Source organism: Enterobacter sp. DVT3837 (assembly GCF_056238685.1).
On sequence record NZ_JBWDLA010000001.1, the window covers coordinates 505,913 to 526,481 of the forward strand.

30 protein-coding genes and 1 pseudogene are annotated in these 20,569 nt (G+C 55.9%); all 31 read right to left on the minus strand.

Annotated elements, in window-relative coordinates:
• Position 1 precedes the first annotated feature (1 nt).
• Positions 2 to 1,066 carry a hypothetical protein gene (locus AC0XWG_RS02405; protein WP_475680339.1) on the minus strand — a complete coding sequence of 355 codons (1,065 nt, stop codon included), beginning with the start codon at positions 1,064 to 1,066 and terminating at the stop codon, positions 2 to 4.
• A gap of 2 nt (positions 1,067 to 1,068) precedes the next feature.
• On the minus strand, positions 1,069 to 1,371 hold the full coding sequence (locus tag AC0XWG_RS02410) for a phage baseplate plug family protein (RefSeq protein ID WP_032666013.1): 303 nt from the start codon (positions 1,369 to 1,371) through the stop codon (positions 1,069 to 1,071).
• Complete coding sequence (locus AC0XWG_RS02415; RefSeq protein ID WP_289423675.1) at positions 1,371 to 1,958, minus strand: phage baseplate protein; 588 nt, start codon at positions 1,956 to 1,958, stop codon at positions 1,371 to 1,373. Before AC0XWG_RS02415 ends, AC0XWG_RS02410 begins: the two co-directional genes overlap by 1 nt.
• Positions 1,958 to 3,967, minus strand: coding sequence for a transglycosylase SLT domain-containing protein (locus AC0XWG_RS02420; protein WP_475680340.1), 2,010 nt, complete (start codon positions 3,965 to 3,967; stop codon positions 1,958 to 1,960). The genes AC0XWG_RS02415 and AC0XWG_RS02420 overlap by 1 nt, the downstream gene beginning before the upstream one ends.
• A complete protein-coding gene (locus AC0XWG_RS02425; protein ID WP_023229521.1) occupies positions 3,957 to 4,121 on the minus strand; it encodes a DUF6889 family protein in 165 nt (54 codons plus the stop codon). The genes AC0XWG_RS02420 and AC0XWG_RS02425 overlap by 11 nt, the downstream gene beginning before the upstream one ends.
• Positions 4,122 to 4,144: 23 nt before the next feature.
• Positions 4,145 to 4,597: a phage tail assembly chaperone gene (locus AC0XWG_RS02430; RefSeq protein ID WP_475680341.1), complete on the minus strand. Its 453-nt coding sequence runs from the start codon at positions 4,595 to 4,597 to the stop codon at positions 4,145 to 4,147.
• 3 nt (positions 4,598 to 4,600) lie between these two features.
• Positions 4,601 to 5,041 carry a DUF3277 family protein gene (locus tag AC0XWG_RS02435; protein WP_000257260.1) on the minus strand — a complete coding sequence of 147 codons (441 nt, stop codon included), beginning with the start codon at positions 5,039 to 5,041 and terminating at the stop codon, positions 4,601 to 4,603.
• Positions 5,042 to 5,052: 11 nt separating this feature from the next.
• Positions 5,053 to 6,198 (minus strand): DUF3383 family protein, encoded by a 1,146-nt coding sequence (locus AC0XWG_RS02440; RefSeq protein ID WP_475680342.1) that lies wholly within the window; start codon positions 6,196 to 6,198, stop codon positions 5,053 to 5,055.
• A gap of 3 nt (positions 6,199 to 6,201) precedes the next feature.
• Positions 6,202 to 6,750: a phage neck terminator protein gene (locus AC0XWG_RS02445; protein WP_475680343.1), complete on the minus strand. Its 549-nt coding sequence runs from the start codon at positions 6,748 to 6,750 to the stop codon at positions 6,202 to 6,204.
• A complete protein-coding gene (locus AC0XWG_RS02450) occupies positions 6,740 to 7,129 on the minus strand; it encodes a hypothetical protein (RefSeq protein WP_001142474.1) in 390 nt (129 codons plus the stop codon). Before AC0XWG_RS02450 ends, AC0XWG_RS02445 begins: the two co-directional genes overlap by 11 nt.
• A complete protein-coding gene (locus AC0XWG_RS02455) occupies positions 7,116 to 7,670 on the minus strand; it encodes a hypothetical protein (protein WP_475680344.1) in 555 nt (184 codons plus the stop codon). The genes AC0XWG_RS02450 and AC0XWG_RS02455 overlap by 14 nt, the downstream gene beginning before the upstream one ends.
• Positions 7,667 to 8,074 carry a DUF4054 domain-containing protein gene (locus tag AC0XWG_RS02460; RefSeq protein ID WP_320741438.1) on the minus strand — a complete coding sequence of 136 codons (408 nt, stop codon included), beginning with the start codon at positions 8,072 to 8,074 and terminating at the stop codon, positions 7,667 to 7,669. The genes AC0XWG_RS02455 and AC0XWG_RS02460 overlap by 4 nt, the downstream gene beginning before the upstream one ends.
• Positions 8,040 to 8,429, minus strand: coding sequence for an STY1053 family phage-associated protein (locus AC0XWG_RS02465; protein ID WP_475680345.1), 390 nt, complete (start codon positions 8,427 to 8,429; stop codon positions 8,040 to 8,042). Before AC0XWG_RS02465 ends, AC0XWG_RS02460 begins: the two co-directional genes overlap by 35 nt.
• 41 nt (positions 8,430 to 8,470) lie before the next feature.
• Positions 8,471 to 9,412 (minus strand): DUF2184 domain-containing protein, encoded by a 942-nt coding sequence (locus AC0XWG_RS02470; protein WP_063161727.1) that lies wholly within the window; start codon positions 9,410 to 9,412, stop codon positions 8,471 to 8,473.
• 11 nt (positions 9,413 to 9,423) lie between these two features.
• Positions 9,424 to 9,927, minus strand: coding sequence for a structural cement protein Gp24 (locus AC0XWG_RS02475; protein ID WP_475680346.1), 504 nt, complete (start codon positions 9,925 to 9,927; stop codon positions 9,424 to 9,426).
• A 4-nt stretch (positions 9,928 to 9,931) separates the two neighbouring features.
• Positions 9,932 to 11,164, minus strand: coding sequence for a DUF2213 domain-containing protein (locus tag AC0XWG_RS02480; protein WP_475680347.1), 1,233 nt, complete (start codon positions 11,162 to 11,164; stop codon positions 9,932 to 9,934).
• A gap of 14 nt (positions 11,165 to 11,178) precedes the next feature.
• Positions 11,179 to 11,787 (minus strand): phage head morphogenesis protein, encoded by a 609-nt coding sequence (locus AC0XWG_RS02485; protein ID WP_059363151.1) that lies wholly within the window; start codon positions 11,785 to 11,787, stop codon positions 11,179 to 11,181.
• 13 nt (positions 11,788 to 11,800) lie between these two features.
• Positions 11,801 to 13,270 carry a DUF1073 domain-containing protein gene (locus tag AC0XWG_RS02490; RefSeq protein WP_475680348.1) on the minus strand — a complete coding sequence of 490 codons (1,470 nt, stop codon included), beginning with the start codon at positions 13,268 to 13,270 and terminating at the stop codon, positions 11,801 to 11,803.
• A complete protein-coding gene (locus AC0XWG_RS02495) occupies positions 13,270 to 14,892 on the minus strand; it encodes a hypothetical protein (protein WP_053520720.1) in 1,623 nt (540 codons plus the stop codon). The genes AC0XWG_RS02490 and AC0XWG_RS02495 overlap by 1 nt, the downstream gene beginning before the upstream one ends.
• Before the next feature lie 2 nt (positions 14,893 to 14,894).
• Positions 14,895 to 15,368, minus strand: a complete 474-nt coding sequence (locus AC0XWG_RS02500) for a DUF2280 domain-containing protein (protein ID WP_016243561.1) — start codon at positions 15,366 to 15,368, stop codon at positions 14,895 to 14,897.
• A gap of 31 nt (positions 15,369 to 15,399) precedes the next feature.
• The gene (locus AC0XWG_RS02505; protein ID WP_475680349.1) at positions 15,400 to 16,020 is read right to left on the minus strand and encodes a putative metallopeptidase; all 621 of its coding nucleotides are present in this window, start codon (positions 16,018 to 16,020) and stop codon (positions 15,400 to 15,402) included.
• A gap of 55 nt (positions 16,021 to 16,075) precedes the next feature.
• Positions 16,076 to 16,333, minus strand: a complete 258-nt coding sequence (locus AC0XWG_RS02510) for a hypothetical protein (protein WP_096149710.1) — start codon at positions 16,331 to 16,333, stop codon at positions 16,076 to 16,078.
• The gene (locus tag AC0XWG_RS02515) at positions 16,330 to 16,827 is read right to left on the minus strand and encodes a KilA-N domain-containing protein (RefSeq protein WP_280021516.1); all 498 of its coding nucleotides are present in this window, start codon (positions 16,825 to 16,827) and stop codon (positions 16,330 to 16,332) included. The genes AC0XWG_RS02510 and AC0XWG_RS02515 overlap by 4 nt, the downstream gene beginning before the upstream one ends.
• Before the next feature lie 160 nt (positions 16,828 to 16,987).
• Complete coding sequence (lysC, locus tag AC0XWG_RS02520) at positions 16,988 to 17,161, minus strand: Rz1-like lysis system protein LysC (protein WP_119918975.1); 174 nt, start codon at positions 17,159 to 17,161, stop codon at positions 16,988 to 16,990.
• On the minus strand, positions 17,142 to 17,528 hold the full coding sequence (locus tag AC0XWG_RS02525; RefSeq protein ID WP_246957622.1) for a DUF2570 domain-containing protein: 387 nt from the start codon (positions 17,526 to 17,528) through the stop codon (positions 17,142 to 17,144). Before AC0XWG_RS02525 ends, lysC begins: the two co-directional genes overlap by 20 nt.
• Entirely contained in the window at positions 17,525 to 17,965 is a 441-nt protein-coding gene (locus AC0XWG_RS02530; RefSeq protein ID WP_150343992.1) for a lysozyme, read from the minus strand. The genes AC0XWG_RS02525 and AC0XWG_RS02530 overlap by 4 nt, the downstream gene beginning before the upstream one ends.
• Positions 17,952 to 18,293, minus strand: coding sequence for a phage holin, lambda family (locus AC0XWG_RS02535; protein WP_048976644.1), 342 nt, complete (start codon positions 18,291 to 18,293; stop codon positions 17,952 to 17,954). Before AC0XWG_RS02535 ends, AC0XWG_RS02530 begins: the two co-directional genes overlap by 14 nt.
• A 302-nt stretch (positions 18,294 to 18,595) precedes the next feature.
• Entirely contained in the window at positions 18,596 to 19,228 is a 633-nt protein-coding gene (locus AC0XWG_RS02540; RefSeq protein ID WP_475680758.1) for a bacteriophage antitermination protein Q, read from the minus strand.
• Positions 19,229 to 19,338: 110 nt separating this feature from the next.
• Positions 19,339 to 19,699 (minus strand): annotated as a pseudogene (locus AC0XWG_RS02545) (RusA family crossover junction endodeoxyribonuclease).
• Positions 19,696 to 19,995, minus strand: a complete 300-nt coding sequence (locus tag AC0XWG_RS02550; protein WP_058690040.1) for a DUF1364 family protein — start codon at positions 19,993 to 19,995, stop codon at positions 19,696 to 19,698. Before AC0XWG_RS02550 ends, AC0XWG_RS02545 begins: the two are co-directional and overlap by 4 nt.
• Positions 19,985 to 20,437 carry a recombination protein NinB gene (locus AC0XWG_RS02555; RefSeq protein ID WP_280021499.1) on the minus strand — a complete coding sequence of 151 codons (453 nt, stop codon included), beginning with the start codon at positions 20,435 to 20,437 and terminating at the stop codon, positions 19,985 to 19,987. The genes AC0XWG_RS02550 and AC0XWG_RS02555 overlap by 11 nt, the downstream gene beginning before the upstream one ends.
• Positions 20,438 to 20,569 lie beyond the last annotated feature (132 nt).

Sequence of the window (20,569 nt, forward strand, 5' to 3'; positions counted from 1 at the left end):
ATTATGCACCTCGATTCATCGCTGACTGGCTAGGAATATCACTAGCATCTCGAGCAAAGCACATCATATCCATGTACCACGCCTGGCCCCTTGTGTCGCCAGTGTACATAATCCCGCGCACAATATAAACGCCATCCGTTGCGATGCTGGCAGGCTGCGCCGTGGTGCCGCTGAGCGTGATATTTCCGTCCGTGTTCTGGTCGGTGATCTGCCCACCGGCCATAGCGATATCGTTGTTCGACAGCGCGGTGCGATACACGGAAGCCTGATCCAGCTGAATGAGCCCGTTAACCCGGATGTTCGGGTTAATCAGCGCGCGGACGTTTACCCCGTCGCCGATGGTCTGCTGTGGCATACCGATAAGCCCGGTAGCGCTGTTGAGCACAATCGCGTCGTGAACATACTCGTTATTGGCCACCATCTGCCGCTGGCCGTCCACGAATTGCCATGTTGCGCCACATTGTCCGGCAACGTTATCCATAAGATGCCGTGTCATGCCGAACAGCACCCGGCCCCGGGGGAAGACGGTAGCAGGCATTTCAGGCGTCAGACCTTCGGTCGCGCCTTTGGCCTCGAAGTCTTTCATCAGCGCGCGGTTCACGTCTGCGACCGTGTAACCGGCTGCCAGCGTCTGCGAGGTTATACTGGTGGCAAAAGCCAGATCCGTATCAGCAGCCTGAATCAGGACGTAGGAATCGATGGGACTGTCTTTTCCTGTGACCGAGTAGCGAATTTCGCCGCTGAAAATCAGACCGTAGTTCCGGCCATCACTCTGGCCCACGTCCGCCGCGTCGACTTCGCGCACGGTCCCGACGTCGCTTGCCGACACCTCCGGCGCGATACCGTCGTAACCGGCAATCAGCCGAACTTTCGAAAACTCTTTGCCGGTTATACGGTTGGAGGTATCTGCAGACAGGTTGTAAATTTTGAACGTCCCCACCCGTGACGCGCTGCTGATGTTGAACCAGTCGATCGTAAAGGTCACTTTAAAATCGCTGAGCTCAATCCCCTGCCCGTTCTCGTCCAGGAGCTGCAGCTCGAAATGTCTCATCCAGTTCTGTGACATGTTTACTCCGTTGATACCAGTAAATGACTGCGGCCGCCCAGGTCGGTTTTCGTCGGATAATCCTGTGTGCTGTCGTCACAAACCACCACCAGCTTAAAGCCGAGGCCCATATAGGCGTACTGCGCCAGCAGGTCAGCGCCGGTGACGAGAGGAATACCGGAGATTACCGGCTCCCCTCTGTCGTTCTGTAGGTCCATAATCCAGTACAGATCGCGCCAGGTGATACTAATCCGCCAGGTGGTCCCCGCCAGGATGATGCTGAATTGCTGGTTATCCGCTGTCAGCGGGATTTCCTGAATTGCCATTAGCCGAGCCCCAGTAATGACGCCGCGTTACCCGTGATGCTTTTCAGCAGCGAGGTATTTGGCGGCTTTGTGGTTTTGTTGCCGGTATTCAGTACCGCCGACGTGCTGGCCCCGTCCTTCATGTTGGTTTTATCCGCGACGGTGATCTGCTGCGTCTGCGAGATAAGAACCTCCCTCAGGGTGAGAACGGCAGACAGGACGTTTTCGGTTGTCTTGTCTGTCGTCACTTCCAGCGCGCGGATCAGCATGTTGCTGTACAGCCGTTTGCCAGTCACTACATCGAAAGGAATACGGCTCGCCTGCAGGTCGAGTATCTCCTGATACGTCTGCTGGGGACTTAGACCAAGCAGGCTGGTAGCCGTCAGGTTACTGGCAAAATCCAGCAACGATCCGCCACCAGCGAAACCGACCTCCATCACCACTTCAGACGGTTTTTTGTAGGCATGGTCGGCGATGGCGGCCCCGACCTCGACAGGGTGCTCTGTTATCTCCAGCGTGTCGGTATGCTTCTCAGAAACAACCACGCTGGGGACAACCATCCCTATTTTTCGGCTCTGCTGCTGAAAGAGCGTAGAGAGAATATCCATTAGCCCACCTTCGTTTGATTACCGCGCATAACCTGGGCGTTTGCCGACTGCTGTCGACGCTCGACCTCGGTACCGACAGAACGCGGGTCACCACCACCGTAAATGTGATAAGTGTTCTGTTGCTGTACCTGAGCCCCGGGCGCGGGCATGTTGCTTAACACCTTCGGAATGTAGTTGCGGGTTTCCTGAGGCATGAGGGCCATACCGTGCTTCTGCACGTTCCCGATCCCCCAGTTGTATGAGGCCAGCGCCTTGCTCAGGTCACCACCGTTAGCCTGCAGCAGCTGTGAAAGATACTTTGCGGCTGCCTGCGCGGCCTTCTCCGGGTCGAAAACATCGTTTCCGCGCAGCCCCATGTCACGCGCCGTGCCGTCCATAAACTGAAACAGGCCTTTAGCGCCAGCGCCTGAAACGGCGAACTGATTACCGCCCGATTCCGTTATGGCCACGCTGCGCAGTAACCCCTCCGGAAGCCGGTAGAGCTGTTCAAGGTTGGTAAGCATCGGCTGCATCCATCCCAGCAGCTCAGAGCCCGCTTTGGTTGGCTGTGGCCGCTTAACTGACTGGCTGAGTTGATCTGGCTCATCGTCACCAAACCAGCCGCGCACCGTTCGGCCCACGCTGCGAGGATCGAATCCCCAGTGCTCTTTAATCCAGTCGGCGGTACCGTTGGCGCTGTCTGTTACCATCGGCATCGCGGACGGATTTTCGCTGCCCTGATTAAGCATCTGTTTGCCGATGCTGGCGGCATCAGCCCAGCGGCCATCTTTAATGGCGTTGAGCAGGTCGGCGATCATATTCAGCATTTTGCTGAACTCGCCCATCTGGTCGATAAAGTTGCTGAAATCCCACTTCAGGGACCATGATTTGGGGTCAATATTGAGCAGTTTCGCCAGCGCTTTCGCCAGTTCGTTAACGGACGTTTTAAGGTCACGAACCATCTTCAGCGCGGCGTCGACTTCCGGCTTCCACTTGCCCCAGTCAATCAGGCTGTCCCCGCCTTCCTTCCAGGTCTGATAGTCCTCCCACAGAAGGGCAATTCCCGCCGCAAGCGCGGTAATCAGGCCAATCGGCGACATCCAGAACGTACTGTTCAGAATGCGCAGCGCAATCGTCAGCGCGCCAAACAGCGAGATCAGCTCCCGGGTTTGCTTATCCAGCGATTGCCACCAGGTGATAAGGCTGGATGTCCCCTCAATAAGCCTGAAGAACAGCCGCCCGATAATGTCCCCGAGCGCCAGAATGCCTTTTATGGCTTTCGTCAGGGTCTGCTCGATGCGCGGGAAGTTATCCAGGATGTGTCGGCGCAGCGTGTCCAGCGAACCCGCCAGACCACCAGCAAGATTAGAGCCGATTTTGTCACGGGCCATGCCTGCCATCGCGCCGAACTCGCGCAGGGAGGTCATGAATTTATTGGAGCTTCTGGCCGCCTCGTCAGCATTGAAGCCGATAGCTTTCGCCATTGCGCTGTACTGCCCGGAGAAACCGCCCACACCCCGACGCATCGCCATCAGGGTATTTTCGTCAATGCCCAGCATCTGCGCATACTGGTTAGCCCGGTAATACGGCATGCTGCTGAGCTTCTGGCCGACACCCGTAAAGATAGCGGCCATGTCGCGCATGTTGCCGCTGGCGTCACGGGTCTGTACGCCCAGGCGATTCAGGAAACCTTCCGCGCCGGGATTGTTACGAACAAACCGGGAGAGGCTTTCCAGAGAGGTTCGCGCCGCGTCAACGCTGCCGCCTACCTGCGAAACCGCATAGCCAATAGACTGAATCCCCTGAACCGTCGCGCCGGTGCGCTGTGACGCCCAGTAGAGATTATCCAGCCCCGAGGCGATCTTAGCCGTGAAGGCCACCACGGTAAGCGCGGCACCTTCGACGGCCAGCCCCATTTTGATGGTGTTTGCGGTCGTACCGGCGAGAACAGAGTCGAACTTTGACGCGCCCGCTTCATCGATATCGAATCCGAGCGAGACGAGGAAATCTTTAATAGTCTCAGCGTTCATTATCCTCTCTCCATTTCTCAATACGGCGCTGGTTGTCTGCCTTAACGGCCAGGTGGTCATTCATCAGCGCGATATCGCACAGATCGACTGATCCATCCTTCAGCGCGTAATAAGGGATTAACCCGGCGTCAACCGGGTCAAGGAGATAAGACAGCCCGTCAGGCAGGCTGTTGAGGGTTAACCCTGAGGCTGGCCCGGCGTCGCACTGGTAAGGCTCACGGGCAAAAAATTTCCCAGTGAATCGGCGACCACCCGCGCCACCAGCTGCAGCATGGTCAGCAGGTCGATGTCATCGAACATCAGCTGACCGCTGTTGAATACCGGCGTCCATCCGTCCATGTGCTTGCGTGATACCACGGCCAGGCACGGATGAATAATCGCGTTGGTGTCTTCTTCGGTCAGGGAAGACAGTTCCTCAGCGATACGCGGGAGCAGGGTTTCAAACACCGGTTTCAGCTGATCGAATTTCACGGTGTCGATTTTGCCATCAGCAGGCAGAAGGGAGCGAATGCTCCCGAAATCTGACATCATGCCCGCCAGCACCGGCAGCAGTTTGCGGGTCACTTTCAGTTGGTCAAAAACGCTGAGTTTTGCCACGCGGTAATCGTGGCCTTTGATTGAGCATTCCATCTGTTAAAACTCTCCGAGAACCTGGTCGATTTTGCCGCAGTCAAACACCCAGGGCATCGTATTACCGGCTTTAGCGTTGGCGTTATCCGGCTGTTTCTGGAACGCCACGCTGCGCGCCGTGATGATGTCTCCGCTCACCTTGTTTCGGATCACAATGACGTTGTTTCCCCAGGTACCTGAGGACTGACTCTGCGCGTTGTACGCCAGCGACAGCTTTTTGTTTGTCGGCGAGGTCTTCAGCAGGTTGACGGTTACCGTGCCGCTTTTATCCGCGTGCAGGCTGTGCATCACTTCGCCGTCAGCGCCGATGGTCATGGTATTTTTGGGGCCGCCCATTGCAACGGTGATCCCCTCCTCTGAACTGGCGGAACCGTAGCCCAGATCAATCTCGCCGGTCGGGCCGGAGAGGGACGCCGTGACGTCCATAAAAGAATAAGTAGCCATTCATGTTCTCCTTAGCGAACGACGTTGATCTGAACATCAGCGAAATGAACCGCACCCGCCAGCTTACAGGCGACCTGAATAACCGGTGCCTTACGTGCTTCACGGTCTGCCTGCGCCTGCTCGGAAATCGGCTGCGCGTAGACGTAATAGCCTTTGGTCAGCGTGTCGCCGGAATCCAGCTGCCCAATCGGGCCACCGTTCCATACGCCAGCAGCCACCAGCCCGTTCTTGACAGACTGATCCATTGATTTCTCAACGTTAGAAAGGAGGCGTGTAACACCCGCATCAGTCTGTGGGACTTTGGTTGTGCTGGTGTAGAGCAGGTTATACAGGTTGGTCTGAACGTAGTTCTGCAGCCAGTCGAGCCCGTGGCGCTCATCGAAGAAATCGCCGCTGGACATGACGCCCTGCTGCAGAATTGCCGTATCGTTTTCGTAATACACGTAGACGTTACAGTTTTTGGTATCCAGCGCCTTAGCCTGGCTGAGATCCAGTGTCTCGTAAGTGATACCCGGCTCCTGCTTGAATTTCAGGGTAATGGTCGTGTTACTGCCGTTGAAATTCACCGTAAACGCCCGGCCAAACGCAGAAAGCGCGGCGTACTTGCTGCTGGTGGAATACTGCACAAACGTGCGAGCGTATTTTGCCGCCTTCAGCTTATAGGCGAGATCGGTTGTTGATGTCGTTTTAATCGCTTCCGGGTCTTGAGTGGTAATTGCCAGAATACGACTGAGGCTGGAAGCTTCGATCGCGGCGGCCACGCTCAGCCAGTCGGCATCGTCGATCTCTTCATCATCGGCTACGCCCAGACCGTACCAGCTCGTGTAATTCAGTACAGCGTTCACGGCCTGCAGCAGCGTTTCCGTCGAACCACTTTCAGCCGATACCAGCGTTTTAGCCCAGCGACCGACATACACCTGCTGAGGTTTCGGTGACTGTGAGAAATACACAGTCGCGGCTTCATATTCCGGGCTATCCACGCCGAAATCAGAGCCGATATCTTCAGGGGATGAGTAGAGGCGAATACGCTCAGAAACCGGGATAACCGTCGAGCTCCCGAGAATGAGCAGTGAACCAAAGTTTCGACCAGTAGCCGCACGCGGCCCAATGATCACGTCGACATTCACGACGTTAGATACAGGTAATCCCTGCGGCATAATTTACTCTCCGAAGAATGAAACGGGCGCATCTTGCAGCGCCAGGATGTTGTACTCTCGAACCACTTTCCGGCGCAGCCGCACTTTCATGTCGTAACGGCGCACCCACTGTTGGTTAATAAGCTCGGGGAAAGGGACAATATCGCCATAGTCAACGAGCGAGAGATCCGACTGGTTCAGCTCGGCGTTGTTTTGCTCAACCGATACTCCGTCACGGAATCGCGAAGCAATTTGCATCCCCCCTGGGCCGTAGAACGACGCCATAGCGACAAAATCCTCATGCCGCCAGAGCTGTGTTCCGGTATCGGTCTGTTGAGTGAATGCGGGGCTGTTATCAATGGGCCATTCGATGATGCCAAACGCGCACCAGTTCGTTTCAACGGGTAGCAGTGGCGGCTGATCTTTCTGCCAGCGCGGGCGAACCATCCCAGCAGGCAAGCCGGAAACGTTGCGCATCCACTGGCTTAACAGCCTGTCGAGCGCTTCGTCATAATCCGGATCGCCGCTGGTGGGTGTCAGCCAGCCGCGCTCTGTGCTGGTGTTATTGCTCAACGGGAGTTCCCCCATCAAACGGCAGTAATTCACAATGAGCCTGGACGAAGCCAGCACCGTAAGCCGTATACGGGTCGACGAATGTCACGCGATAATCACGGTTCTGATACGTCACGATATCGGCATCACGGCCAGTCTGCCCCTGCGTCAGCCGCTCAGTTGTCACGATGAGAATCGCGCCGCTGATAACCTGCCCGGCCTGCATGCGGCGGTTTTCTAGGGAGCGGTCAACAGTAACAACCCCGGCAAACTGCGTTTTAACTTCGCTGTCGCTGCCGATCCCGTCCTCGTCCACCGTTTGCGCGCGACGCGTTACCCACAGGTTGAAGTCGCAAAAATCGGGGTCAAAAAGCACGTCTGTTACATCAAGAGTCGGCATCTTTATCCCTCACAACATGGGTAATATCTCTGCGATATTGCCCGGTGTCGATTAGCGGTTTCACCATATCGGTTCCAGGAGACTCACCAGCAGCGCGCCGCGCAAGTTCCGCTTTTGCCCCTTTGCGCCCTCTACGTGCGCGGACCTCTACGGTGCTATCAGCAAGCGGTGTAAAGCCGGTAATGGTCATGTAACGCCTGACGCCATTAGCGGCCAGCGTTCCGGCGCGGTTGAGCGCTCTTTCCGCACCCGCCGCATTACCATCAAGCGCAGCCTGCGCCGCTGCTTTGAGCTGCGGCACCGTCTGTTCCTCTACGGATTTAACGCCGGGGATCAGGTGCGGGCGTGGGGGTATGTTTTGCGCTGGTGATCCGTATTCGTTGACGTAACCGATCCCGGCATTACCAAATGGAACATCCTCACGCTCGCTGTCTTCTTCAGGAATACCGACCAGCACATCCTTTTTGGTTAGCAACCTGAGCGCATCAAGGATGGCCTGAGCGTTATCCACCCTCGTTGTTACACCGCTTTTGAAACTCATAGCTGGCGACCGCCCGCACCGAACATCGTGATCAGCTGATAAAATTCAGCGCCATATCGTGTGTTATTCCAGAAGCCTGCATCTGGGTTTAGCGTCGCGCTGGTGTCATAGCTGACGCTTACCTTGTCAACGGACTTGGAGGACTGAACACCATTGGTTGAACCACCTGGGCCGCCGACGAGCATTGCCCGGCTATCTGCTGCCCAGAGCGTCATGTAGTGCGCCACGAATAACTCGGCAAAGTACGGAAACAACTTTTTGCCGGTGATGTTTTCGCTAAGCAGCACATCAGCCAGATTCAGACGAAACTGGATTTGCGCTTCGGGATATTTGGCAGGGTCAGCAAACTGCGGGAAGTCGCGGCGAAAATCACTTACCGTTGGTAGACTTTGATTCTTTGGCATCTTTCGCCCCATCACCGCCAGTCTGGGCGGCAGCAATCTGCACTTGCAGGCTGTCGTTCTGCTCTTGCAGCTTGAGCAGTGCTTCTTTCAGATCGGCAATCAGCTGATCTTTATCGACAATCTGCTTATCTTTATCGGCAATCTGCACTTGCAGGCTGTCGATAATGGGTTGCAGATCATCGGTGCCGCTGACCACGCTATCGGAAAGCTCAGAGTGCGCCTGAGTGAACCAGTGCGACGCGACCTCTTCCGGTACGTTATGCCGTCCCCGGCCAAACTCCTGTTTTGACTGATCGCCGAGCGTCAGCGTAAACGGGGTGTGAACATGGATGGTAACCAGCTTTTCTTTCGCCATTTTCAGTTTCCTTCTGGCCCCTTTCGGGGCCGTTCTGGTTATCAGATACCGTCCACATAGGACAGGGTTTCTTTGTACACAGGCTCAACCGCACCGAGCTTGCCGTAGTAGGTCGCAATCTGGTACAGACCGCGATACTGGACAGGCACGCTCTGCAACGGCACCAGCGGATAACGCACATATTTCTTATCGTTGGTGTAAGCGACCATACGGTCTTTACCGCCAACCCCGCGCGCTTTCAGCCATTTGACCGCTTTGATTTCCAGCGGAACGCCATTCTGGTGGAAAGCGATAGTGTTCACGGCGAGATAGGTCAGCAGTGACTGGTTACCCGCTTCGGAAACCTTACGGCTCGCCAGCAGTGAATACTGCTCTGGTGGAATGCGCAGATCAGAAGGCACGACGGAGTAACCGGATGCTGCCCAGGCATTCGAAAGAATGCTGTTCACGCTATCGAGGATCTCGTCGTTGGTGGAGTTCGCCCAGGTCTTCGGCGCGTTGTTTAGCGTCACACCGACGAGGTTTGCCAGACCTTTCAGGCCGAGCGCGTCATCACCGATGTAAACCTGCTCGTCGTTGTCCATCTGCCATTTGAGCTGCATACCGTCGTACTTCTGGGTATCAATCGGGCGGCCTACCTGCTGAGCTGCTGCCAGCTCTACAACGGTCCAGCCCAGTTCCATACCCCAGAGGTTCAGCGGATTGCCATCTTTGCCGATATCAACGTTCACGCCAGCAATAGCAGTGGAGTCTTTGCCTACCCAGTTTTTGCCGTTCGGGTTTGCGCCAGTGCCCGCAGCGCCAAAGCTGGTGTTAGTCCAGCTGGAAATGTCATCTGCGATAGAGACGTCTTCACGCAGCTGGATATCTCGTGTCCAGGTGTAACCCACCAGCGGCAGGTTCAGCGTCTGGTCGAGTCGCTCCAGCTCCCCGATGAGAAAGGCACCAGAGCCATCAACGGTTGCCTGATCAAAAGTAATCATTCGTCTGTTCCTTAAATCTTCCAGGAGATTTCTACATTGCCGTTAGCGTCACCGGCCCCTGTGAATTCGGCGTTGGTCAGCGCCACGTTTTTGCCACTGACGGACGTGGACATAAAGCCGCCCAGCGGCACGTCAATGGTCGAATCGAGCGAAACAACCACGTAGACAGGCGCGCCTTTTTTGATGGTACTGGCATCGACGCCAGATCCGAGGTTAACGGTCATGTAGCCACGCTTCATGGCGTCGCCCGGGAAGTTCTTTTCCGTCCCCACCTGGCGAACCATGTCCGGCTGGGACGTAGTCGGATACGGACGAACGTAGATACCCTTCACCTTGTCGGCGGTGTCACCGTCCGCCAGCGGCACGAAAAAGCCGTCAGCGTCGTATTTGCCAGCCAGACCATAGGCAGCGAAGGCGTTAGCGGATTTAAGGATCACCGGCTCGACGGTTAAGTCCTGCGGGCGAGAGATAGCCCCGGCAATGCCAACAGGCATCCGGTACAGATATGCAGTCATTGGATTATCCTTTGCGGTTAGACCAGAAGTCGGCGTTTTGTTTGTTCAGGGAAGCGATGCTGGTCATGCCCATATTTGGACGTTGTGCATCGCCCGTGGTGCTGCGGGTGTTTCGCCCTTTGGCAATCTCAGACACGGCGTTAAACGCCATATCGACTGATTGCTTTGGCAATTTGCGGATATCAGCATCACCGACAACCTGGCGAACCAGTGTTTTGTCAGCGGCGGCCAGCACATCACGTTTGAACGCGGTCGGTTTCACCTTACGGCTCAGATCGATACCCGGGACGATAACCTCGGCACGATAAGCGGAGTCACCGGTAATCGTGGTTTCCTCTTCATCGTCCTCGCCGTCGCCGGTAGGGTCTTTGTTATCTTTGCCGTCAGGCTTATCGCCGTTATCGCCCGTTGCCGTACCTTCCAGCTTAGCCAGCAGGGCTTTGAGCAAGGTTTTGATATCGTCCTCGCCGTCGCCGGTTGGCTCTCCGCCCATTTCCGGCTTTTTGTCCGGCAATGGTTGTTGCGGTGAAAGGTTAATGTTGAGGTTAACGCCGCTCGGCAGTTCCCCTTCATCGCCCGTTACCGCCGCTGGCGCAGAGTCCAGCAGTTCGTTCATGGTGTCCGCGTCACCTGTTTTGATGGCCGTGCGCATGCGGGTCCACCAGCTTTTCTTTTGATTTGCCATTGTGTCTCTGTCTCCAATTGCACAACGATTTCCGGCTCTGCCTTTGGGGACAAGAGCCACATGGTTTCCGGTAATATCGACCTGCTCGGCTTTACCAGGCTCGGTCTGCTCGTACTCCGCGTCATAGCCGCACGACACTTCGCGCAGACCATCTTCGATCAGCTGAATGGCGCTTTCGTCTTTGACGATAAGGTCAGCCAGCATCAAATCAGACTGGTCACCAGTCCCGCGCCGCACGTTCTGAAGATGCCCGACCGCAAGCTCTTTCCAGTTCTCTGGGTTCACCAGCCGCACATTCCCGTTTTCATCTTCAGGGTGCAGGATCGTGATGCTCATCCCTTCGAATGAGGCGAGCGTGGCCGGATGGAATACCTGCTCAGGAGAGCGCGTTACGACTATCTCACCGAGCTTGTCGGGTTTGAGGTTTGGCAGATCGGCAGCACCGTAGAGCTGCTTACCCGTTCGACCTATCGGCACGTCTTTGCACAACAGAGAGCCGTCAGCCAGCTGATAGCGGGTTTCCCCCAGCCGGGTATTGAAAAAATATTTCATGGTTTACCTGCGATTCAGGCGAGATAAGAATGAGGGTTGGGGAAGACGATCTCTTTATAACAGCGGCAGTTCGGGAGCTCGCCAGCATGACCGGTCATGCCGTCAAGCGTTGGAGGTCGGCCCCATTCGACAAACTTGCCCTCCATCTCACGATGAGAGTGCCGGACATCGCCATCTTCGGCTGTACGCCAGATATAACCATTCGAACCAATTGATAGCGCACGCGCCTGATCCAGCGCGCCGGTTGCACGTCCAAGCTCGGTACGGGCGATAAGGTTCGCTCGTGAGCGTGACACGTCACCGGACGCTGCTATCTCTTTCGCGAATGGTTCAGCGCGGCCACCAGACACAACGGCCTCGATGGCCTTGTTCTGAATGTCATACACCCGATCGGCGGCCTCAAGAGGCAGTGACTTGATGTACTTAATTTGCTCGGCGACGATGGATTTCATCACCTGGCCTACCGGGGCGCGGTCAACCATGTTGCGCAGCTCTGCGCTGATGTTCCGGCTGTGCTGACGCCACTGCTTTTCATTCTGGCGCGCAATGTCGGCGGTAAAGTTCTCAGCAACCTTCGTCGCCCAGGGGGTGATGATTTCGCTGTAGCGCTCCAGCGCATCCATTATTTCGGTGACGCTATCGTTTGAACCATCGTAGCGCCCATTTACGATATCCCCGACCGCCCGCGCTATCTGCCGTAGGCTCGTTCGATATCGGATCTCCGCCTGGCGACTCTGGCGGTTTGTCGCCAAGTTCGCCGATGCCTGGCGGCGCTTCGTCTTCGGCATTCTCGATATCCTCGTCGGTAATAGATGCCCCGATGCCGGTGACGTCAGAGTTTTCGCGCAGGTCGGTCATTGCCGCCTTACGCGTCATCAATCCGTCGCCCAGCGCGGTGCTGATCGCGTTGGTGGTGTTTACGGCCACCGTTGAGCGGTCAACGTCAGACATTTGCCATAGCGGGTTAAACTCAAACGTGAAATCGTCCGGCAGAGGCTTACCGAGTTCCGAGCGGTGCATAATGTCAAGTATCCGGCGCATCGGCAGCCGTAAACGGCGCTCCTGCAATGAGCTCACCCGGTCGTAATAGTTGGCGAGGTCTGCATCACCAGTAGAGAAGCCTTTCGGGGATTGACCGAACAGGCGTACCAGCGGGATACCAACGGCACCGCTGATCTGCTCAGCGAACTGCGAAAGAATGTCATCCAGACCACTGAAGCTGTACTGGTGGGTTTCGAACTTATCCCGCGAGTCCATGAGCGTCATGCCTTCATTACTCTGGAACTTGCGGATCAGGTCGATGTTCTTCAGCAGCGCCTCGAACGCCGGGCCACCAAGCGCGATAAGCTCGCGCAGCTTCTCCACGCTGTAGGTGCGCAGATGAGCTTTGTAGACCAGCTGTGCCGCGCCGACAGTGGCGCTGTCAAACGCAGTAAGCCGATCCCAGATACGCTCTACAACCGACATTCCCCATTCGTTTTCGGTCATCTTCTGCTGGAATGGCAGCGTCACCCCGTCGAAGCGAATCAGGCGGCTGTGATGGATGCGCCACGCCGGGATGCCCGTTGCAGTGGTCACCACGTCGTAAAACTCAGGTTTGCCGAGATCCGGCCCCATATCTTTAATGCGGCGGGTCAGCACCGGGTTAATCATCCAGCGGTCGAGCGGGAGAATGCCCTTAAACTTGCCTTCTCCAATGGTTTCGAGCCGCAACGGGGTCATTGGTGCCTGCCCCTCAATCATGATGAAGCCAACCGCGCCGCCGTAGAGACGCGACCATTTCAGCACGTCGTTCAGAGCATCCCAGATCTGCAACTCGTCCAGCTGCGCTTCGAGGGTGCCACGGTCTTTCGCGTCAATCTCCGAGGTGATGCGAATACCTTTCCTGGTCATATCGTCCGGTATAGCGTCGACCGCTTCGCCGATGATCCAGGACGAACGATAGGACCATTCCACCAGCATGCGGTTGCGGCTGGTGAAGTTCGCCCGGTAGGTCGATGCTGAGTGCTGGTTAGGCGTCTGCATCCCCACGCGGGCGACAAAGTTCTCATAACCATCAGCGGTGGCCTGCGCCGTTCGCTGAGAGGCTTGTTTGTTTCGTGCCATCAGGCCTGTCTCCCTAGCAGCTCCCAGATGTTCAGGGCTGAATTCATTGGCGCGTAGCTGATCATCACCGAGTCGGCGAGGTTCGGCGACTTGGTGCCGTCAGGCTGTTTATCAACAACGATTTTCCCCACGCCGTTAATGGAGTAGGTCGGCTGCGACAGCTCGATGATGAGTTTGTCTTTGTTCGCCATAGTGCCGCTGATTGAGATGATTTCGTCCGGGTTGTAAGCCATCTTTTCAACCACGGCGCGATAGGTGTTCTGGAAAAGCTTGCGTAACCGCCACCAGCTCTGGGCCTTGGCGTTAGCGAAGAAGTCCTTATTCAGGCGGGCGGCCTGTCCGTTGTCGCCGCGCACCGCTTCATCGTCCGGATCAAACACTGCGCCGCTACCGCGAAACGGTGTGGCGAGTATTGACGGTCGGCGCGCAGCGTTGCGCAGTTCGTTGATGGCGCGCGCATCGCCGCGAACGCCAGCGCCCAGACCGTCCTCGTCGAAGCGAAACTCTTCGAGGTTGTCCTGTTCGCAGAAGCCGAAGACCTTCTCAACGGACTGGTAAATGTCGCTGCCCACGCCGGACCATTCCCGCACGTTCTCCAGGAGGAAGCCGTGACGGGTCGAAAAGGCGTTTTTGTCCCGGCCTTCGTCGGCGACGTCCATCGCGCCCAGGCGTTTGCCCGTTGGCTGGATGCCCAGCTTGATATGCGCGTCGACGGCAGCCTGTACCCAGTCGGACGGGATCAGGACGCCTTCCGCAGATGCGCTGTAGTTCAGGTCAAGTTCCTGCGCCACCACCACCGGATTGTCGATTTTCTCGCATTCCCTGCGATACCACTCTTCATCCTTGCGCGGGTCATTTCGCCAGTGGAATGTGAATACCGGTATCTTCCCGCCGTGACGCTTCTGCGCGAACGGGTTCGCCATGCCGTTAACCGAACTCAGGTCGATACGGCAGCGGGTGGTTTGCGACAGCGCCGCATCAATCAGCAGGGGCCGCTGGAGGAATGCAGCCTCATCCACCAGGTAGAGCGTGGTACGGTCACCACGTCCGATATTGTCGCCAGCTTCGCCTTTGATGACCGCACCAGTATCGGGAAACTCAACGCGCATGTACGGCGCGTGCTTCTTCTCGTCCCATGAACCGCGAAACTCGACGGGCAGCGTTTCCACGAACTTGCGCGCCTTCCAGAACAGCGCCTTCGGGTCACCGGTGCTGTCGACATATTCCTCTTTACGGGAGCCGAAGCCGATGACCATTTCTTTGTTGAAGAGGCAGAGCGAGCAAGCCAGCCCGATAGCCGTCCAGCTGAGCCCCATTTCGCGGCTCTTTTCGGTGATGCCGTTCTCCAGCCGTTCGCGCCGCTCCATGATCCAGTGAATCCACTCTTCCTGTTTCGGGAACAGCAGAAAAGGGATGGTGACCGGCAGGCCATAATCGATGTTACGCGGGTCAGTCGTCATACCCCAGTCGATGATGAACTGTGCCGGGTTGGTGCGGTAAAACTGCTTTAGCGCTGGCAGCATTTCAGGGTTCTGGCGAATGCGCTGTAAGCGTTCCATCCGCCATTCAAAAACCATCTGGTAATCAGGGTTTCTGAAATCGAATTCAAACGGGAGAGGCATGATCACCCCATCATCTTGCGGTAAATCTCTGCGGCCTGATCTGCGGTGAGGTTGGTCGTCTCGGTCTTGATCGGGCCGCCATCCTTGCCAGTGCTCTCAACCTTCAGCTTATTGGTGTAAGCGTCGCCAACCTCTTTCGCGGCCTGTTCAATAAGCTGCGCCGTCAGGGAGAAGTTTTTCATCCCCTCGGTTTTGGTTGCCATGCGGTCAAGCACGCGGAGGCGATAGGATTTGTTCGCGATCGGAATGTCGCTGGTTTCGGTCAGGAATCGTTCGCGCGTCGCGTGGAACATCTCGATCCACTTTTTGGCAAGCGTCTTACCGCTGGCCTTCGTGGGGTCGTGAGATTCAGCCTGCTGGCGGGTGATCTTGATCCCGAATTCTTTTTGGACAGCCTCGACCACCTGCGATGGCGTGTCATAGCACGCAAGCGACTGAATGATGAAGGCTTTCACATCAGGTTTTAATGCAGCCATAAATCACCATTCGTCTTATACAGTCCAGTATTTAAGCCAGTCGCAGCATGCACGTCCCGCACGCTCTGGCAATATCGAGATGAGCAACCTCCGCTGGCTGATTCGCCGCATCAATCATTTCCTGCACGTCCCGGCTCGCACCGTAACGGCGAACCACGCCCACAAACTCTTCCACGTCATGGCCGCGCAGCTTCAGCTTTGGCTGCCCTTCCTGCGTGAACTTCGGCGCACCAAATTCATTTGTCGCCTGGCAGATGTGGTAAAGCTCGTGCTCTATCAGCGCGCAGAACTCCAGATCAGAACATTCCGAACAGTAATCGGCGGCCAGCGTGATGATGAACTGCGGCACCCTGCCGAACCATTCATACATTTGCTGTTCCATCCGCGCTTTCTGCCAGCCTCCAGCCCGCATTGCCACTTCTTCCGCCTGCCCCAGCACGGAACGCCCTTTCTTCTCGAAAGCGTTCGACGCCCAGAGAAAGCACAGATCCGCTTCAAGCAAATGCTGGTGGTCAGGGTTGTAGAGGTCACCCTCATCGCTCAGGATGTGCTGATTCAGCCACTCGCCAACGTCACTGGCGGGCATTATGCTGATGTACGGCTTCGGGTCAGGTGGCATCGTAAAATGCGCTGGTGGGTGTGGTCTGTTCATGAATAATTCCAGTGATCCATTATCGAAGCCCCTCAGTGAAGGGCTTCTGTAATGGCTACTTCGTTTTTGCTTCCGCTCTTTTACGGCGGCGCTCTTCTTTCTTCTCGGCGTTTGCCATGTCCATGAATGCCTGCATGATCGAGTTCCTCATCATGTAACTGACAAAGTGATGATTGACGCAGCCGTTGAGACGGAGTTGCTCGCCAAACTGATCAACCGAGGCCAGCGCTTCCATCATGCCCTTCTCGCCTTTCATGAACTCTGAGAAGTCGCGCCCCGCTCTGGAGGCGCATTCGATGACGCGATTACTCATCCCGGCAGCCCGGGGATCTTAATCTGCAATTGGTTAGCCAGGGTGTTAATCTCAGCGACCAATACAAACTTTGTATAGCGCCATGCAGCGAGGCCTTGCCTGCAGAATCTCGCCATGTCCTTCTTCTGGTCAAACTCATGACACTTCATGTTGAGCTGCGCACTTAAGCTGTTGCGATGCTGAAGCTCTCCGGTGAAGTAGTCATCGAGGATTTTATAAGCTGCGTACTTGAACCCTGGGTTTAACCAGGCCGCATAATCGTAAGCAACAAACTTCCCGCCATAGGTTCCGCCATGTACGCCGCGTGCAGTGAAAACCACAGATTCGTGGTTTTTCTCCAGCTCGGCCAGGAACTCTTTTGTCTGCTTGTTTCGCAGATAGTGGTACGGCGACTCAGCATCACTTTTGCCACTGGCTTTCCACATATCGGTGAGGCAGATCATGCCGTCTTCCCCGACACGGATTGGTTGATTGAAGAGGGTTAATGATTTCATTTCGCTGATACCTTTTGGTGGTTGAGCCTGTTCTCGTAGATACGGGCAGCCCAAGAGCGGTCAGCGTTACCACTGCCCTATCTCAAGCTCTACCCCGAAAGGCTCTTGGTTGATATGCGCACGAGAATGCGCGGTTTACTGCGGACATAAAAAAGCCCCGCTATTGCGAGGCTCGTGATGATTCGATTTTCCTGATTGCCGCCTTATCCAGATTGCACTGCCCTAGCGCCGTATAGAGCTGAGCGTTTAACTCCAGACTTGCCTGCCACGTGAACGGAACCGCCATTCCTGGGATCGGCGTTTCTGCAGTCAGGTCAGCGCTTATCGGCACCACTGGGGATGGAACGTAAACTGTCTGCGTATTCCCGCAAGCTGTCAGCAGCGGCAGAAGGAACAAGCTGGTTAGCGCACGGATCTCCTTCAAGCGCCTGCCTGATGTAGACAATGCGCGTTTCGCCTTTCTGGGCCAGTTCGTTCTTAGCATTCTGGGTAGCCTGTGAGATGTCACGAATGAGGTTCATCGTGGTGATCACGTTGTTGGTGATCGCCTCTGATTTGTCTGCCCTGACCGTTTCTTTATCGCGCTGGTCTTTGTAGGCGATGGCGTTGTTGCGGTAGTGGTTCACGAAGAACGCCAGCACACCGATTAACGCCACCACCAGCAGCTGCAGCCAGTAACGCTTAACCAGCGCGCCAATCATGACAGGAACAGAGCCCGCTCTGCCTCCCGGCGACGGGTCAGCCCGTTCAGGACTTTGCCACCAGCTTTATTCCAGCGCAGGAACTCATCGGCAGCGCCAGCGTAATCACCGGAGTTGAGTTTTCGCAGCAGTGTCGATGTCGACAGGGAGCGAGCACCAAGGTTATACGTGAACGACACCAGAGCATCGAACTGCCCTTGAGTCAGACCCACTTTGACCAGGCGGGACACATCGCTTTCGTAGCTGACCAGTCCAGTCTTCAGCAGACGCTCTGCCGTTTCCTGCTTAATCGTCATCCCGGCGCGGATTGGTTTACCGTCGACAGGCTGAGTCCATCCGTATCCGATCGTCCACACTCCGACGCTGTCCTGGTAGGCGGTGAGCTTGCAACCTTCGAACTGTTTGATCAGGGAAATGCCTTTATCACTGGTTTGCATCTCCGCCTCCAAAGCGAGAATTAAACACCCGGGAAGCCATAACTTTAACCTGCTCTACGCCAACAAACCCGAGCGCGCCACCGATAGCAATCGACAGGGACTGCGGAAGGTTGAAGTAATCAAGAGCTGACACAGCTGTAAGGGTCAGGGCTCCACAGATTGCCCCCTCAAGGAGCATTTTCTTCCAGCCGCCACCGCCGTAAGCGATTCGCATAGCAGCCATAACAACCGATAGCAATACGGCACCCATCGGCGTTTCTCCACGCCACCAACTGTGGAGTAGTTCGATAAACTCCGTCCAGGAGTGGGGATCGTTATGCATTTTCATAGTCTCTAACCTCCGGCTTAAAAGCGGGGGCTGTGTGTTTAAAAGGGGTCAGGCCCTCGGGACGATTTAACAAGAAGGCATGTCGAGGATGGTTCCCGGATCCTGAAATAAAAAAGCCCGCGACAGGCGGGCAATATGGGGGTAAGGCAATGCCGGCTCGTCGGCCGAAGGGTCCCAGGCAGTGGGTTCTGTGTGCGGCGTACCGCAAATAAAAAAGCCCCGCGCGATGGCGAGGCTCTTAATTCTTTGTCGACCTACGAAGCTATGGCGACAATATCAGATTTACATGAAATATATGCGTTTCAGTTCGGTTTTGCAAGACTTACATCTAAATTTGTCGCCTTTTGTTGTGAACGTGATCGCGTTACGGAGATAAGAGCACCGCTATCGAGCCGCTTAAAGCTGTTACGCATCGCCAGCCAGTGAGGCAAATACGTTTCCGTCCAAGTCGATTTCGCTACGCCCGCCAGTTCTGCGAGCGCCTGATATTCGTACGTCTCACGCCCAGCCAGCTCTGCTTTGACGTCCTGCGCCGCCAGCCATATCAGCTTCTTCAGGCGCTCCAGTGTCTTGCCCGCCACCTTCTTCTCGCCGAGCTGCTCACGGAACTCTGCCCACGCCCACTGGGTTATAGCCACCTGGTACTCAAAGCGGATATTTTCGCTGTAGTTCCACAGCAGCCATGCTTTCTGGTGGTCGTCGAGTGCCAGCATAGCCCGCCGCCATGATGCCGTTGAAAACTCAACTGGGCTCACTAATGCAATTGATGATCCCTTGGCGCGGGATTGCTTACCGGGTATTGGCGGGTTATCCAAGGTGATCATTTTCCCTGTTACCTCATCCATTATTCGGGGTTTCTTTCTCTTGAATGTGTCGGTATCAAACTGGGCGTTCTCCCGCCAGGCCATTAATTGCCCTTTTGTCGCCCCACTCATATCAGCGGTCGCAACAATCAGTTGTTGCCGGATAAACTCCAGATATTGCGCAGTTGGAAACGTCGCACGTTCGATGGAACTCTTCTGGTAGGTGTTGATTTCGTTGCGTGTCACTGTGAGCTCTCCCGGATGATGATCTGACCTTTCTCGCCCCATAGCTTCGTGATGCGACAATCCCAGACGCTGGAATCATCATCAAATAGCGCATCCATCAACGCTTTAAGCATGTTGTCGCAGTCTGGTTTTGACTGGTGCGGCTTGCCGTTGAATTGTTCTCGCTTCTTTTTGCTCCAGCTCGGGGGCATTGGCATAACGAAGGTGACGTGCGCGCCGGACTCGGCGCAGGTTAATTTTGCGCAGGCGAGCTTCATCGCAAAATGCGCGGTAACGCATGACCGCTGGTCGCTTTTTCCATTTGTCGGCGCGGGTCATTCGAGGCTTACCGATTGGGGTGATATCGTAAATTTTCATGCTGGCACCACCAGCCCAAGGCGGGCGATCTGGATAACGGTCAAAACGATGGCGCGGTCCATAAGCTGGCGACGTTCGTCGCGCGATAGCTTGCTCCCGTTGTCGATGCTGTCGTGGCAGCAAACGCAGATCGCCGCCGTGGCGCAATCATCGGCTTTAAGGCCCATGCCTTTGCCTTCGTTACGGTGCGCAACCTGTGTCCCCCATGAACCGCATAACACGCACTGTTCGATCTGCCCGACAGCGGCGAGCCATTTTTTGCTGCGGTAGGTTCGCTGATTGGAGTTATTTCGCATTGCTCTCCCCCCAACGCTTCGCCCACTCGATTTCATTGCGGGATTTTTCGCTGAAGGTGACGCCCTGCTGGATGCCGAACCAGTAAATCGTCTCGATGACTTCGACCATCTGGGGAATGGTCATTTTGCTGGTGCGCTGGCCGAACATCACGACGCCGCCATCGAGGCCGGGAGCCATTCTCTGTTCCTGCTTTTTGGTCTTCGCCACCAGCGCGGTGATGAGGTCTTTCCAGTCGTCGGAATCGTATTTGTTGCCGAACCAGAGAACCTGGTCGGAAAGGTCTTTCAGGAGCGGCCACATCTTGCGGTTTTGAATAGCGGTACGCGTCGACTCTTTCACGTCGAGAATCAGCGGGCGCTTGCTGTCGACCGGCAACTGACGAATGTAGTTGATAGCGTTCTGCTTAACGCTTTCGTTAACGAGGTGGAATTGTTGGCTCACGCGTCACCCCCGAAGAGGTTAAGCGACAGATACGACAAATCGCTGACGTCGGATAACGTCAGGCGATTGTGTTTAAGCTGGTGGTGCTGCGCCATGGTGTTCTCCGTGGCGCGAATGTCCGGGTGTCAGTTG